We start from the raw sequence: 14,205 nt of genomic DNA, 5'->3' as shown, positions 1-14,205 counted from the left end.
TTTTATCCCCTTTTCATTATAATTTATCCTTTTAACGCCCCTGCCATTAAGCCTCTCTTTAGCTGCTTCATGCTCAGGAACAAGAAAAGCAACGTCGGTATCAATACAATCATGACTCCAGCCATGACAACTGGCCAGTTCGTGCTCGTCTCCTGCGCCTGCATCATCTTGATGCCGATTTGGACCGTACGCACACGGTCATTAGTTGTCGTTAACAGAGGCCACAGATACATGTTCCATGTTGTCAGGAACCCGTAAACGCCTAAGGCGCTTAACATTGAGCGCGACAGCGGAAGGACGAACGTCAGGAAGAAGCGGAACCGGCCACAGCCCTCGATTTGAGCAGATTCTGACAGTTCCCTCGGGATCGTCATAAAATGCTGGCGCAGCAGAAACACCCCGAAGGCGATGGCAAAATGCGGTACCGTCAAACCGTAATACGTATTGACCCACTTCAAATTGAGGATTGTTAAGTAGTTTGGAATAATCGTCGCTTCCCAAGGAATCATCATCGTAGAGATCAGCAGGAAGAACACAACGTTTCTGCCCTTGAAATCGATAAATACGATGGCGTAAGCAGCCAAGCTGCAGACAACGAGCTGTCCCAGCATTACCGCAGTGGAAACGACCAGGCTGTTAAACATAAACTTCAGCAGCGGCACATTGGCCAGCGCTGCCGTGTAGTTGCTGAAATGAAGCACGCTCGGAAAAAGCTTGCCTGTCATCAACTCTTGCGTGCTCATTAAGCTGGCAGAAATCGCATAAACGACCGGTAAAAAAAGCAGCACGGCCATGAGCGTCAAAATGACATAAAAGAGGATCTTGCCAGCCATTGTCCTTGTCATTGGTAATGCACCTTCTTTTCGCCCACTTTAAATTGAATAACGGTAACAATAAGCACAACGATGAACAAAATGATCGCCTGTGCGCTCGCTACGCCGAACTTGTAATGAATAAACGCATTTTGGAAAATCGAGTATACGATCAGGTTCGTCGATTCCGCCGGGCCGCCTTGCGTCAAGATATCGATCTGTCCAAACGACTGAAACGAGTGAATGACCGTGACGATAATGACGAAAAACAAGCTTGGTGATACCATCGGCAAGGTAATACGGAACAATTTGGTCCAATAACCGGCCCCGTCAATCGTAGCACTCTCGTAAATATCCTCTGGAATACTCTGCAATCCGCCGAGCAGAATGATGAAGTTAAAGCCGATACCCATCCAGATCGAAGTGATAGATACCGAAATGAGCGCCCAGTCCGAATCGGTCAGCCAGGCAATCGGAGAAATTCCGGCATAACCCAACACGCGATTAAGCAATCCGATGCTTGGGTGGAAAATAAAAAGCCAGATGGTGGATCCTGCCGCGACGGAAATACCGACGGTAGATGAAAAAATGACCCGAAAAAATTCGATTCCCCTCAATTTTTCGCTTGCTATCACCGCCAGGAACAAAGCCAATGCTACTCCAATAGGCACCGTGTACAGCACATAAAGAAACGTCGCTTTCATGCTTGTCAAAAAGCTGTCTGAAGTCACCAGGTTGATGTAATTGTCCAATCCGACGAACAATACCGGAACGCCTCGCGGATTCGTCGAATAAAAACTGTAATACAGCGTTTTTAAAATCGGATAAAAAATGAACACACTCATGAGAAAAAGCATCGGTCCCAGATACAACATCCCTAATAAAAAATTGGAAACCGCTTTCCGCTTTGCATTAGGGGTAAGGCCTCCCCTTGCGTCACTGCGTTTGGCCAGCTTCTCCATCGGACAACCCCCTCTAAGAGAATAAAAAGAAGAACCTTCAAATTCACGTACCGAATGTACCATCGATACGAGCAGTTGAAGGTCTTCTCCAATTCATGTAACCGCTTCTATTAACTTGGTACTCAGTATAAATTAAAAATTCACAAAAATCAACAGCATTTTTATTGGTAAATCCCTCTATTTCCTCACGCTTCTTGCTTCTGCCATAGCGCTTTTCTCGATGTGGTGACTGCCGTCGCCCCCGCTTCAAGCGCCAGCCGCACATCTTCATCGGTGCGGATCAGGCCGCCGGCCAGCACGGGAATTTTCGTTTCCTCCAAAAACTCCCGGATGATATGCGGCATAATGCCGGGAAGCACCTCGACGTAATCAGGCTTCGTTTTTTCAAGCTGCACGTAGCTGTTCTCCAGCGCCAGCGTATCGAGCATAAATAAGCGTTGAATCGCAATAAGTCCTTTTCTCTTCGCGGTAAGCACCACGTTGTTGCGTGTGGAAATGATGCCGGCAGGCCTGATTTCCTGCGCCAAAAATTCGGTTGCGTATTCATCCGATTTTAAGCCTTCGATGAGATCGGCATGGAGAAACATCTTCTTCCCCTGCTCGGCAGCCCGGCGTACAAGCGGCTTCACCTGAGCGATGTGCGCGTTTAACAGGACGAGAAATTCGTAGTCTGTCTTCAGCAGCTGATCAAAATCCTTCATATTGCGAATTGCGGGTACGATGGACTGGTTTATGATGGCTTTCATCCTATTGCTCCTCCTGAATTAGCTTTGCTCGCCTTCTTTGTAGCGCATGGTCGCATGTACGGCTCTCTTCCACCCGGCATACAAGCGATCGCGTTCTTCGGGTTTGGCAGCGGCCGTAAATGTCCGCTCGACGACACGGTTATGGATAATGTCCTCTTTACTGCGCCAATAGCCAACGGCTAGACCGGCCAAATAGGCCGCTCCCAACGCCGTAGTTTCATTGACCGTCGGACGCTCCACTTTCGTACCCAGCAAATCCGCTTGAAATTGAATCAAGAAGTTATTCGCCGCAGCGCCGCCGTCAACCGCAAGCTTTTGTACCTTAATGCCTGAATCGGCTTCCATCGCCTCCAGCACATCGCGCGTTTGATACGCCAGCGATTCAACCGCCGCACGGATCAAATGGTTATCCGTCGTACCCCGGGTTAGACCGAATATGGCTCCGCGGGCTTCCATATCCCAATAGGGCGCACCGAGGCCAACAAACGCGGGGACGAAATATACGCCTTCCGTGCTGGAAACCGATGCCGCTCTCTCCTCAGATTCGGACGCGGTACCGATCAGCTTCAGCCCGTCCCTCAGCCACTGAATCGCCGCCCCGGCAATAAATATGCTTCCTTCCAGAGCATATTCCACCTTGCCGTTCAACCCCCAGGCGATCGTCGTCAGTAAACCATGCGTGGATGTAACCGCTTTAGTACCGGTGTTCATGAGCATAAAGCAGCCGGTACCGTACGTATTTTTAACCATTCCTTCATCAAAGCAGGCTTGACCGAATAAGGCCGCATGCTGGTCACCGGCAATGCCCGCAATCGGAATACCGGCGCCCAGCAGACTCTCCTCCGTGTACCCGTAAACCTCGCTCGATGAGCGGACATCCGGAAGCATGGAGCGCGGAACCTTTAGCATGTTCAACAGCTCGTCGTCCCACTCCAGGGAATGAATATTAAACATCAGCGTTCGTGATGCGTTCGAGTAGTCGGTAACATGCAGCTTTCCTCCGCTCAGCTTCCAGGCGAGCCATGTATCGATGGTGCCAAACGCGAGCTCTCCCCGTTCGGCCTGGTCACGCGCGCCTTCGACGTGGTCGAGAATCCACTTCAGCTTCGTACCCGAGAAATAGGCGTCGATCAAAAGTCCGGTCTTGCGCCGCACGAGGTCTTCATACCCGTGCTGCTGCAGCTCGCGACAAATGTCGCTGGTCTGCCGGCTTTGCCACACAATGGCATGGTACACCGGCCGGCCTGTACGCCGATCCCAAACCACGGTGGTTTCCCGCTGGTTCGTAATGCCGATGGAGGCCACCTGCTGAGGCTGAATTCCAGCCTGCGCTAACGCTTCATGAATCATCTCCAGCTGGACGTCCCATATTTCCTCCGGATCATGCTCCACCCAGCCCGGTTTCGGATAGATTTGCCGAAATTCCTTTTGGGCATCGGCGACGATTTGCCCCGCTTTATCGAACAAAATCGCTCTAGAGCTCGTTGTACCTTGATCAAGAGCCATCACATACAAAGATATCGCTCCTTCTCCTGTAAGATAAACCTGTTTCCGAATTCCTTAAACTGATGAGTCCATCGATCTCTTTCGCAGCACTACGATACAAGAAATCACGGCATCTGTAAAGATGTACCGGAATAAAAAAACGTTCACCGCCTCTTGCAACCTATGAAAAAAAGGTTTATGATGAGGGCAATATAATAACCACTGGGTCGGAGACGAGGAAAAAGACCACAACCCTTCATTGATGGAGTATCAATGATGCTGTTGTGCGTCTTTTTCTTTTTTTTCTCATTGTCTCCAGAGAGGAGTACTCATGTCACAAGCATTCTCCAGCTTAAAACGGAACGAAATTCAGTCTGAACTGGCACGGGAAACATACGACATGCTGGTGATTGGAGGCGGGATTACGGGTGCGGGCATTGCACTGGACGGCGCGGTGCGCGGACTCAAGGTTGCTCTGATCGAAATGCAGGATTTCGCGGCAGGTACCAGCAGCCGGTCGACAAAACTCGTTCACGGAGGATTGAGATATCTGAAGCAGGGCGAGGTCAAGCTGGTGCGGGAAGTCGGGCGCGAACGCGCTATCGTCTACGAAAATGCCCGGCATGTCGTCATCCCGGAATGGATGCTGATGCCGATTATCAAAGGGGGCACGTACGGTAAGCTAGCCACATCCGTCGGTCTTTACGTGTACGATTGGCTTGCCGGGGTCAAGCGGGAGGAACGCCGCAAAATGCTGTCCAAAAGCGAAACGATCGCCAAAGAACCGCTGCTGTGGCAGGATAAGCTGCTCGCGGGCGGTTATTATGTCGAATACCGTACGGATGATGCGCGGTTGACGATCGAGATTATGAAAGCGGCGGTAAGCCGCGGGGTCAAAGCCGTCAATTATACGAAAGCGGCACAGTTCTTGTATGAGAACGGCAAGGTTGTCGGCGTGAAGGCGGAAGACCGGAATTCAGGACAAACCTTCGAGATTCGGGCAAGCAAGATCGTGAACGCCGCCGGCCCGTGGGTAGACAAGCTGCGCGAGCTGGACCAATCGAAGCAGGGCAAACGGCTGCACTTAACCAAAGGGGTCCATATCGTCGTCGATCAAAGCCGATTCCCGCTGAGGCAGACGATTTATTTCGATACACCGGACGGCCGTATGGTGTTTGCAGTCACACGGGACGGCAAGACCTACATTGGGACGACGGACACCGATTACGAAGGCAATCTGGAGCATCCCCGGATGACCAAGGCTGATTTGACTTATTTACTCGATGCGGCAAATTACATGTTCCCTTCCATCGGACTTACGGAAGCAGATGTCGAGGCCAGTTGGGCGGGGCTGCGGCCGCTTATCCACGAAGACGGCAAATCACCGTCCGAGCTGTCCCGCAAGGACGAAATCTTCCTTTCTCCCTCGGGTCTCATCACCATTGCCGGAGGCAAGCTGACCGGCTACCGCAAAATGGCCGAACGGGTTATCGATCTGGTAGCGGAGCAGCTGAACAAAGAAACCGGCCGTACGTTCCCGGGCTGCAGTACCGATCAAATCAAGCTGTCCGGCGGAGATTTTCCGGAAGGCTTTGATGCGTTTACCGCCAAGTGGACGCAGCATGGCATCCACCAGGGCTTGTCTGAGAAGCGGGCGGCGGCCCTCGTCCGTCGTTACGGCAGCAACGTGCCGTCGGTGTACGCCAAATTTGACTCCCTGCGCGAAGCCTCCGCGGCCTACGGAATGGAGATTGACGCATTGGCTTCGCTCATCTACGGCATAGAGGAAGAAATGGTAACTCGCCCTCTTGATTTTCTCAATCGCCGTACAGGGGCGGTCAATTTCGACCACCAAAGCGCCGCGCGGTGGCTGGAGCCCACCGTCCGCTTCATGAGAGACACCTTCCATTGGGATGAGGAGACCGCTCTCCTTTATTTAAAGGAAGCAAGAGACGGCATAAGATTTGCGAAAGAGGCGGTTTAACCCGGATTTACCGTTTTCAGGATTCGGCATCCTTTACTGTTCTGCGATATAATAGAATCATCTTCTGATCAAAGAGGACTTTGTTCAAGGAGAAAAATCGGCCGCATGTACGGTCTTTCCGCAGGAGGTCCCGGGAGCATGTTTAAATACAGGATCGATGACGAATTGGAATTAAAGCTGTTGGAGCCCGCTGACGCAGAAGCGCTATACCGGCTTATTCATGCGAACCGCAGCTATCTGCGGAAATGGATGGCCTGGGTCGATGCAACCAAAAGTCCCCAGGACACCCGATCCTTCATCGAGTCCGCACGAATCCGTTGGGCCAAGGGAGATGGCATGACGGCAGGCATCCTGTTTCACGGAGAACTGTGCGGAACGATCGATCATCATGCGCTTTGTCTGTTGAACCGCCGCACGTCCATCGGGTATTGGCTGGCCGAATCCCATCAAGGCCTCGGGATCATGACCCGCGCTTGCCGCGCGATGGTCTCTCATGCCTTTAAGGGACTGGGCCTGTACCGGGTGGAAATCCGGGCCGGCGTGAATAACCTGAAGAGCCGTTCCGTGCCGGAGAGGCTCGGATTCTCCTTCGAAGGAGTCGCCCGCGGAGGACAGCGGTTGTATGACCGCTATATCGACCTTGCCGTTTACGGGATGCTCGCGGATGAATGGGATTCGGCCCCGGCAGGAGCAAAATAATTGAACCAATGGGAAGTCGCAATCATTCTTGCCATTATACATCATAATTCATCATGAACGACCGGATAGGTGAAGGAGGAAACACAGTGGCATTCGGGATCACCAGAGAAGAACTGACGCAGTGGAAAGAAGCTGTGTCCAGGGGAGAGATCGCTTTTATCACCCACTTTTGGCTGGAGCCCCGTTTTCCGGGCATTCATACGGTAACCAAAGTCGGCTGCTCGAATCTGGAGCGCTTATCCGAGTGGTGCGCAGCCAACGGATTAGATCCAAGATATATTCATAACCGCGACCCTTTTCCCCACTTTGACCTGATCGGTGCAAAGCAAATAGAGATTCTGCGAAAAGAACGCTTGTGGGATCAACTGGAACGTTTCAGACTGCTTTAAGGTGATGCCCCTCCCGGCTCTGCTCCGCTTGGACCCGCAAGCCGCAACTCCCCGCTTCACTTTATTTTCAACAGGACGCAGCCATTCCTTCCGCATGATGATACACCGATCTGTATAAAACAGAAGCCCCTTTCACCACCGCCCCTCCTTCCCCATGAAATGCAATTCGTACTAAAGAGACCTCGGATTCATATAATTTACTGACGTTCGGGAATCAGCCAATCGGTAAAGTGAATGAATCGGGAGGGAGAGCATGGATCACTTGAAAGTCATCGGCAAGAGCATTCCCAAGAAGGAGTCGCGTGATAAGGTAACGGGAGCGGCCAAATACACCGGCGACCGTATGGAAGCCGGAATGCTTCACGCAAGGATGGTGACCAGCCCCTATGCCCATGCCGCCATCGTGAAGATCGATACGTCCCGGGCCTGGCAGATCAGAGGCGTCCGCGCCATACTGACGGGAGAAGACTGCGATGTGCTGACAGGAGAAGAAATTCGTGACCGGCCCGTTATTGCTAAGGACAAGGTCCGATTTTTCGGTGAAACCGTTGCCGTTGTCGTGGCGGACAGCGAAGCTTGCGCACTTCGGGCCGCCTTGTTCATTGATGTGCAGTATAATCCCCTGCCGGTGGTGAATTCCCCCACGGAAGCCTTGCGGTTCGATGCTCCTTTAGTGCACGAAAAGCTCGGGGAATATGATAAAGCGCCCGGTGTCGTTTCCCGTCCCGGTACCAATATCGCCAGCATCATCCAAATCCGGAAGGGAGAGATGGAGAAGGGCTGGAATGAGAGTAACACGGTCATCGAAACCAGCGTGGCATTCGTCCCGTCCGATCATGCCGCGATGGAAACGCGAAGCGCCGTTGCGGAAATAAGGCCGGACGGTTATATCCATATCGAAACCTCCTCCCAAGCGCCTTTTGCGGTTAAAAAATATATGGGGATCTATTTCCGCATAGATCCGGGCAAAATTATCGTCGAAACGCCCTTTGTCGGCGGAGGCTATGGCGGGAAAGCAGCCATCCAGCTCGAGCTTGTCGCCTATATCGCTTCCAAGGCAGTCGGCGGCCGCAAGGTCAAAATCGTCAACACCCGAGAGGAGGATATGGTGACCTCCCCCGGGCATATCGGCCTTGAAGCCGCCGTCAAGCTGGGATGCTCGCAGGAAGGCAAAATTACTGCCGCAGAGATCATCTACCGGTTTGACGGAGGCGCCTACTGTGACAAATCGAGCGACGTTGCCAGAGCGGCGGCGGCAGATTGTACGGGACCTTATGCGATCGACAACCTGTTCTGCGATTGTTTGACCGTCTATACCAATCATCCTTACGCTTCCGCCTACCGCGGATACGGCCATTCGGAGCTTACGTTTGCCATAGAACGGGCAATGGACGCTTTGGCCGATAAGCTGCAGCTAGACCCTATGGAGCTTCGCTTGAGGAACATCGTGACCCCGGGCGATATCAGCCCGACGCGCAATGTCCTGAATTCCAGCAATCTCGGCGATTTACAGGAATGCATGCGAAGGCTGCGGACGCTGATCGAATGGGACGACTGGACCGTCCGGCGGGTTGACGCTTATAAAATCAGGGCCAAAGGCATCAGCTGCAGCTGGAAAAATTCCTCCATGGATCCGGATGCCGGCTCGGGAGCTATTGTTTCTTTCAATCCCGACGGCAGCATGAATCTGGAATGCGGTGTCGTGGAAATCGGGACAGGAACGAAGACGGTGCTCGCGCAGATGCTCGCCGAACGCATGCGGATGGATCCTGATCAAATTCATGTCCGTTATCCCATCCATACTCAGATCACCCCCGAGCATTGGAAAACCGTGGCAAGCCGCGGCACGTTTATGGCCGGACGCGCGGTTTTGAAAGCAGCGGACGATGCGATCCGCCAACTGCTGGATATTGCCGCTTGTGTGCTCAGGGTCGACCCGGAAGACCTGGAAGTCGGACGGGGGAACATTTTTGTTAAAGCCGATCCTTCCGTTCAAATCGCGATCAAAGACATCTGTTACGGCTACACGTATCCTAACGGGAACGCGATTGGAGGACAAATTATCGGGAGAGGCCATTATATCCAAAGACAGATGACCTACCTTAATCCGGAAACAGGGGAAGGCAATCCCGGACCGGAATGGAATGTGGCGGCGCAAGCGGTGGAAATTGAGCTGGATACCCGAGATTATACTTATAAAATACTAAAGGCCGTCTCCGTGATCGATGCGGGAAAAGTGCTGAATCCGAAGACGGCCGAAGGACAGGTCATGGGCGCGATGAGCATGGGTCTGGGTTTCGCCAACCGGGAAACCTTCCTTTTTGATAACCAGGGAGTCATCGGCAACGCCACGCTTCGCGATTACCATCTGTTCCGCTACGGAGAACAGCCGGAATATGTCGTGCAATTCGTGGAGAATCCTTGCCTGGAAGCTCCATTCGGGGCACGGGCACTGGGCGAGCACGGGTTAATCGGGATGCCTGCGGCCCTTGCAAGCGCACTCTCCAGAGCCGCCGGGGTCCCGCTCAACCGGCTCCCCCTTTTCCCGGAGCTCGTTTGGCAAACAGTCATGGAGGCGCGGCATGATTCCGTATAATTTCGAATATTATCAGCCCGTCACCGCGCTTGAAGGCGTTCGCCTGTTCCATGATCTTGCGCTTCAGGGCAAAGAACCGATGTATTATGCCGGCGGAACGGAAATCATTACGATGGGCAGAACCCTCCCGGTCCAGCCTCGCGCCGTGATCGATATCAAAAAAATTCCCGAATGCACGATCCTTGCCGTCCAGGATCAAAAGCTGGTTCTCGGATCGGCCTTGAGTCTGTCCCGGCTGCATGACTCCCTCGCCTTTCCCCTGCTGGGAGAAGCCGCTGCCGGCGTGGCCGACCGAACCTCCCGGAATAAAATTACCCTGGGCGGAAACATTTGCAGCCGGCTGATGTATAGGGAGACGGTGCTGCCCTTATTATTGACCGACAGTGAAGTGCGGATCGCCGGTCCTGCAGGGTGGAAGCAGGTGTCGATCCATCAGGTGTTCCATGGACAGCTGCAGCTGGAAAAGGGGGAATTCCTGGTTCACTCGCTTACCGACTCAAGCTATATCGGCATGCCTTATGCCGCGGTAAAAAAGCGGAAGGTGTCCGATATCGGTTATCCGCTGCTAACGGTAGCCGCCATCCGGACGAATGCCATGATCCGCGTGGCTTTCAGCGGTGTGTGCGCATTTCCGTTTCGGTCGCCGATGATGGAAGACGCGCTAAACCGGCGGGAGCTTCCGCTTCGGCTGAGAATCGAGCAGGCCCTTGTCCATTTGCCCGCTCCGATACTGGACGATTTCAACGGATCGGCGGCTTACCGGGAATGGGTTCTGAAACACACGCTGCTGGACACGATCCTTTCACTGGAAGGAGAATCGCATGAAAGATATCGACGCCTATAAGGTCATGGTGGAGCTTAACATAAATAAGGAAGTCAAAGATGCTGCCGTCAGACCGGCGGATACGCTGCTGCACGTGCTGAGGGAAGGACTGGGACTGACCGGCGCCAAGCCGGGCTGTCTCAATGGAGACTGCGGGGCCTGCACGGTTCTGGTCGACGGCCAGCCGATGAAGTCCTGCATCATGCTTGCCGTGGAGGCAGCGGGAAAACAGGTCACCACGATTGAAGGATTGACGGATGCTCCCATCCAGAGAGCGTTTATCGAGCATGGGGCCTTTCAATGCGGTTACTGTACCCCGGGGTTCATCATGAATTGCCATGCCTTAATTCAAACCCATCCCCACGCCAGCGATGAAATCATCCAAGATTGGCTGCAGTCCAACATTTGCCGGTGTACGGGCTATCGGGAAATCAAGGAGGCCGTACTCTCCATATTGCGCCCGGGATAATACAGCCAAACCAAACGCCTTTCTATAAGATAGAAGGGCGTTTGGTTGCTTGCCGACTTGATGGCAGAGTTCTCTTGAAGTCGATTCGATGATCAAGAGACCGGCTCATTTTGAAATTGACTGTGAACCAGTCCGTAATAATAGCCTCATTATTTAGTGTGCCTACATAAAATAATTTTGTCATGCAAATAGATGTGGTTGTAAAATATATCCATAAATAAAAGATGCTTATAACGTATTATGTTAATTATATGTTATATAACTTGCATGCAAATCAACCTCTTATTTTTTGTACAAAAGCTATTGTTTTCTTAATATAAATATGTAAAAATAATTTGAATGGGAAAGGATCATTTGACCTGAAGACAATAAATAACGGAGGTTAAAGCATGGCGTTAGAAACAGCACAGCATAATGAATTAGCAGCAAGAACATATGTCAATGAAGTTTATGATACCGTAATCAAGCGCAATCCTCATGAAAGCGAATTTCATCAGGCGATTAAGGAAATTTTATTTTCGCTTGTCCCTGTTTTTGCAAAACATCCCAAATACATGCAGGCCGGTATTCTGGAAAGAATTGTCGAGCCCGAAAGAATGATCACGTTCAGAGTGCCTTGGGTGGACGATCAAGGAAAAGTGCAGGTTAACCGCGGATTCCGGGTTCAATTCAACAGCGTTCTCGGCCCTTATAAAGGCGGATTAAGATTTCATCCTTCCGTCAATGCCAGCATCATTAAATTTTTAGGATTCGAGCAAATTTTCAAGAACTCCTTGACAGGGCAGCCGATCGGCGGAGGCAAAGGCGGATCCGACTTCGATCCCAAAGGGAAATCCGACGGAGAGATCATGAGATTTACCCAGAGCTTCATGACGGAGCTGTTTAAATACATCGGTCCGGATACGGACGTGCCGGCCGGCGACATTGGCGTAGGCGCTAGAGAAATCGGTTATATGTTCGGTCAATACAGAAGAATCCGCGGAGGCAATGAAGCCGGTGTGCTGACGGGCAAAGGAATCGGTTACGGCGGCAGCTTGACGCGTACAGAAGCTACCGGTTACGGTACGGTCTACTTCGTAGAAGAAATGTTGAAGTCCATTGGGTTAAGCTTTGAAGACAGCACGGTCGTCATTTCCGGATCCGGCAACGTCTCCCTGTATGCGATTCAAAAAGCGACCCAATTGGGCGCCAAAGTGCTCGCTTGCAGCGATTCCAACGGATATGTTTATGATCCGGACGGCATTAAATTCGAAACGGTAAAACAGATAAAAGAAGTCGAGAGAAAACGCATCAGCGAATACGTCAAGGAACATCCTAACGCCGAATACCATGAAGGCTGCGAAGGCATTTGGACGATCCCGTGTGACATTGCTCTGCCATGCGCTACGCAGAATGAAATTAGCGAAACCTCCGCTAAGCTTCTGGTTGCCAATGGGGTGAAGGCTGTAGGCGAAGGCGCGAATATGCCGTCCACATTGGAAGCTATCGATGTATTCTTGGCCAACAAAGTCCTGTTTGGACCGGCGAAAGCTGCTAATGCCGGCGGCGTAGCCGTATCCGCATTGGAAATGGCTCAAAACAGCATGAGATATTCCTGGAGCTTCCACGAAGTCGATGACAAGCTTCATGCTATTATGAAAAACATCTACAGAAGCAGCGTCCAAGCCGCTGAAGAATACGGCCAGCCCGGAAACCTCCTGGTTGGGGCGAATATCGCCGGATTTACCAAAGTTGCCGATGCCATGCTGGCACAAGGAATCATTTAATACAGATACGTTTAAAGGGCTGACCGGCTGGTCAGCCCTTCTTAATCGTTTATTTATGATGTGCCGGCAGCCGCCGACACCGGATTTCCCGAAGAATCGACCAGCGCCAGCTTTTCCCATGTCCTGCTTCGCCAACGGAAGAACATAATGATTCCCCGCGTCCATTCATCCGCAGCAATCGCCAGCCAAACCCCGGCTAATCCGAGATTCAAATGGAATACAAGGAGATAACCTAAGGGCAAGCTCATTCCTGCCATCGAGATCAGACCCATATACACGGGAAATTTCGCATCCCCGGCTGCTCGCAGTGAATTGATCAGCACAAGGTTAAACGTACGCCCGGTTTCGAGCAATAGGCTTAGAACAATGACCTGTGAAGTCAAGCCAAGGATAACGGGATCCTGCGTAAATATGCCGATCAGAGGGTCACGGAACAGGATCACGACGATATCGACCAGAACGGTAAGGAACAGGCCCCATTTCAAGCTTTGCCATACCCTGTAATAAGCTTCATCCTTCCGTCCCGCACCCACCAGACGGCCGGTGATGATCGCCGTCCCCATCCCGATGGCTGCACTAAACAAAAAGATAAACATCGAAATGTTCATTGCATATTGTCTGGAAGCCAGCGCCGCAGCCCCCAAGAAGGTAACATAGTATAGAAAGACCGTCTGGCAGGCATGATATGTCAGTTGTTCAAAGGCCGATGGAATTCCGATTTTCAGTATTTTACCTACATAAACTTTGGAAAGGACAACATAATCTCTTACTTTCACCCTGATCTCCATGATGCGGTACAGCAGCCAAAAAAAGACGATAACGGCTATCCCGCGGCTGAGGATCGTGGATAAAGCCGCTCCTGCGACGCCCATTTCCGGGAAACCCCAATGACCGAAAATCAACAGATAGTTACCCGCTACATGAATGACGTTCATCCCCAACGAAACAAACATCGACTGCTTGGTATACCCGTACGTTCGAATTATGCTGGATAACGTGTTGATCATTGCCTGAAGAAATAAGCCGCCGCCTACAATGACGATATAGATCTGAGCGTAGCGCAAAATATCCCCTTGCAAATTCACTGCTTGCAGCAGCCGGTTTCCAAAGAGAACAAAGCTTGCGCTCAGCGTCAAGCCGATCATTAAGTTCAGGGTGACTGCTGTCGCTGAAATTCGGGCCGCGTCGGCCGGTTTTCTGGAGCCTATGTATTGAGCGACGACAATCGCCGCACCGTTCCCAATCACCTCAAGGACTAAAATAGCGATAAAAATCACCTGATGCGCCACGCCTACACCAGAGACCGCATCGTCCGAAACCGCGCTTAACATAAAGGTATCGACAGCCCCCATCAGCATAAAAAGAAACAATTCCAAAAAAATCGGCCAGGTTAATAAAAAAAGATTGAAATCTTTGGTACTGGCAGCCTTTGCCGTCCTCCCGGATGTTATAGAGCTCATGAGGTCACCTTTCT

The 14,205-nt window shown here is 51.7% G+C and carries 12 protein-coding genes; 7 read left to right on the top strand and 5 right to left on the bottom strand.

From position 1 onward, the window contains the following. Positions 1 to 23 precede the first annotated feature (23 nt). The 4 genes from EXW96_RS20600 to glpK form a co-directional block, all read right to left on the bottom strand. The gene (locus tag EXW96_RS20600) at positions 24 to 845 is read right to left on the bottom strand and encodes a carbohydrate ABC transporter permease (RefSeq protein ID WP_174351286.1); all 822 of its coding nucleotides are present in this window, start codon (positions 843 to 845) and stop codon (positions 24 to 26) included. Continuing rightward, on the bottom strand, positions 842 to 1,774 hold the full coding sequence (locus EXW96_RS20595) for a carbohydrate ABC transporter permease (protein WP_174351285.1): 933 nt from the start codon (positions 1,772 to 1,774) through the stop codon (positions 842 to 844). The genes EXW96_RS20600 and EXW96_RS20595 overlap by 4 nt, the downstream gene beginning before the upstream one ends. A 185-nt stretch (positions 1,775 to 1,959) precedes the next feature. Next, the gene (locus EXW96_RS20590) at positions 1,960 to 2,520 is read right to left on the bottom strand and encodes a glycerol-3-phosphate responsive antiterminator (RefSeq protein ID WP_174351284.1); all 561 of its coding nucleotides are present in this window, start codon (positions 2,518 to 2,520) and stop codon (positions 1,960 to 1,962) included. A gap of 18 nt (positions 2,521 to 2,538) precedes the next feature. Beyond that, positions 2,539 to 4,026, bottom strand: a complete 1,488-nt coding sequence (glpK, locus tag EXW96_RS20585) for a glycerol kinase GlpK (RefSeq protein WP_174351375.1) — start codon at positions 4,024 to 4,026, stop codon at positions 2,539 to 2,541. A gap of 310 nt (positions 4,027 to 4,336) precedes the next feature. Here glpK and EXW96_RS20580 point away from each other — a divergent pair, with 310 nt between their 5' ends. The 7 genes from EXW96_RS20580 to gdhA all read left to right on the top strand — a co-directional run bounded on the left by EXW96_RS20580 (position 4,337) and on the right by gdhA (position 12,731). Next, positions 4,337 to 5,989 carry a glycerol-3-phosphate dehydrogenase/oxidase gene (locus EXW96_RS20580; RefSeq protein WP_174351283.1) on the top strand — a complete coding sequence of 551 codons (1,653 nt, stop codon included), beginning with the start codon at positions 4,337 to 4,339 and terminating at the stop codon, positions 5,987 to 5,989. Between the two features lie 138 nt (positions 5,990 to 6,127). Next, complete coding sequence (locus tag EXW96_RS20575) at positions 6,128 to 6,688, top strand: GNAT family N-acetyltransferase (RefSeq protein WP_174351282.1); 561 nt, start codon at positions 6,128 to 6,130, stop codon at positions 6,686 to 6,688. Between the two features lie 86 nt (positions 6,689 to 6,774). After that, positions 6,775 to 7,077 (top strand): hypothetical protein, encoded by a 303-nt coding sequence (locus EXW96_RS20570; protein ID WP_062409868.1) that lies wholly within the window; start codon positions 6,775 to 6,777, stop codon positions 7,075 to 7,077. 253 nt (positions 7,078 to 7,330) lie between these two features. Further along, positions 7,331 to 9,673 carry a xanthine dehydrogenase family protein molybdopterin-binding subunit gene (locus tag EXW96_RS20565; protein ID WP_174351281.1) on the top strand — a complete coding sequence of 781 codons (2,343 nt, stop codon included), beginning with the start codon at positions 7,331 to 7,333 and terminating at the stop codon, positions 9,671 to 9,673. After that, positions 9,660 to 10,517, top strand: coding sequence for an FAD binding domain-containing protein (locus EXW96_RS20560; protein WP_174351280.1), 858 nt, complete (start codon positions 9,660 to 9,662; stop codon positions 10,515 to 10,517). Before EXW96_RS20565 ends, EXW96_RS20560 begins: the two co-directional genes overlap by 14 nt. Before the next feature lie 4 nt (positions 10,518 to 10,521). Continuing rightward, positions 10,522 to 10,965, top strand: a complete 444-nt coding sequence (locus EXW96_RS20555; RefSeq protein ID WP_174351374.1) for a (2Fe-2S)-binding protein — start codon at positions 10,522 to 10,524, stop codon at positions 10,963 to 10,965. A 389-nt stretch (positions 10,966 to 11,354) separates the two neighbouring features. Then, complete coding sequence (gene gdhA, locus EXW96_RS20550) at positions 11,355 to 12,731, top strand: NADP-specific glutamate dehydrogenase (RefSeq protein ID WP_174351279.1); 1,377 nt, start codon at positions 11,355 to 11,357, stop codon at positions 12,729 to 12,731. A 53-nt stretch (positions 12,732 to 12,784) separates the two neighbouring features. Here the strand turns inward: gdhA and EXW96_RS20545 are convergent, their stop codons facing one another. Next, on the bottom strand, positions 12,785 to 14,191 hold the full coding sequence (locus EXW96_RS20545; protein ID WP_074729174.1) for an MATE family efflux transporter: 1,407 nt from the start codon (positions 14,189 to 14,191) through the stop codon (positions 12,785 to 12,787). Between the last annotated feature and the right edge of the window lie 14 nt (positions 14,192 to 14,205).

The organism is Paenibacillus sp. JMULE4, assembly GCF_013337105.1.
Classification (GTDB): domain Bacteria; phylum Bacillota; class Bacilli; order Paenibacillales; family NBRC-103111; genus Paenibacillus_G; species Paenibacillus_G naphthalenovorans.
Note: the sequence above shows the minus strand (reverse complement) of the source record. Positions and strands in the feature narration are given on the sequence as shown.

What these genes read in the sequence shown, in the direction of transcription:
- EXW96_RS20600 (WP_174351286.1), bottom strand. Translation starts at nt 845, where the DNA reads ATGACAAGGACAATGGCTGGCAAGATCCTCTTTTATGTCATTTTGACG.
- EXW96_RS20595 (WP_174351285.1), bottom strand. Translation starts at nt 1,774, where the DNA reads ATGGAGAAGCTGGCCAAACGCAGTGACGCAAGGGGAGGCCTTACCCCT.
- EXW96_RS20590 (WP_174351284.1), bottom strand. Translation starts at nt 2,520, where the DNA reads ATGAAAGCCATCATAAACCAGTCCATCGTACCCGCAATTCGCAATATG.
- glpK (WP_174351375.1), bottom strand. Translation starts at nt 4,026, where the DNA reads ATGGCTCTTGATCAAGGTACAACGAGCTCTAGAGCGATTTTGTTCGAT.
- EXW96_RS20580 (WP_174351283.1), top strand. Translation starts at nt 4,337, where the DNA reads ATGTCACAAGCATTCTCCAGCTTAAAACGGAACGAAATTCAGTCTGAA.
- EXW96_RS20575 (WP_174351282.1), top strand. Translation starts at nt 6,128, where the DNA reads ATGTTTAAATACAGGATCGATGACGAATTGGAATTAAAGCTGTTGGAG.
- EXW96_RS20565 (WP_174351281.1), top strand. Translation starts at nt 7,331, where the DNA reads ATGGATCACTTGAAAGTCATCGGCAAGAGCATTCCCAAGAAGGAGTCG.
- EXW96_RS20560 (WP_174351280.1), top strand. Translation starts at nt 9,660, where the DNA reads ATGATTCCGTATAATTTCGAATATTATCAGCCCGTCACCGCGCTTGAA.
- EXW96_RS20555 (WP_174351374.1), top strand. Translation starts at nt 10,522, where the DNA reads ATGGTGGAGCTTAACATAAATAAGGAAGTCAAAGATGCTGCCGTCAGA.
- gdhA (WP_174351279.1), top strand. Translation starts at nt 11,355, where the DNA reads ATGGCGTTAGAAACAGCACAGCATAATGAATTAGCAGCAAGAACATAT.
- EXW96_RS20545 (WP_074729174.1), bottom strand. Translation starts at nt 14,191, where the DNA reads ATGAGCTCTATAACATCCGGGAGGACGGCAAAGGCTGCCAGTACCAAA.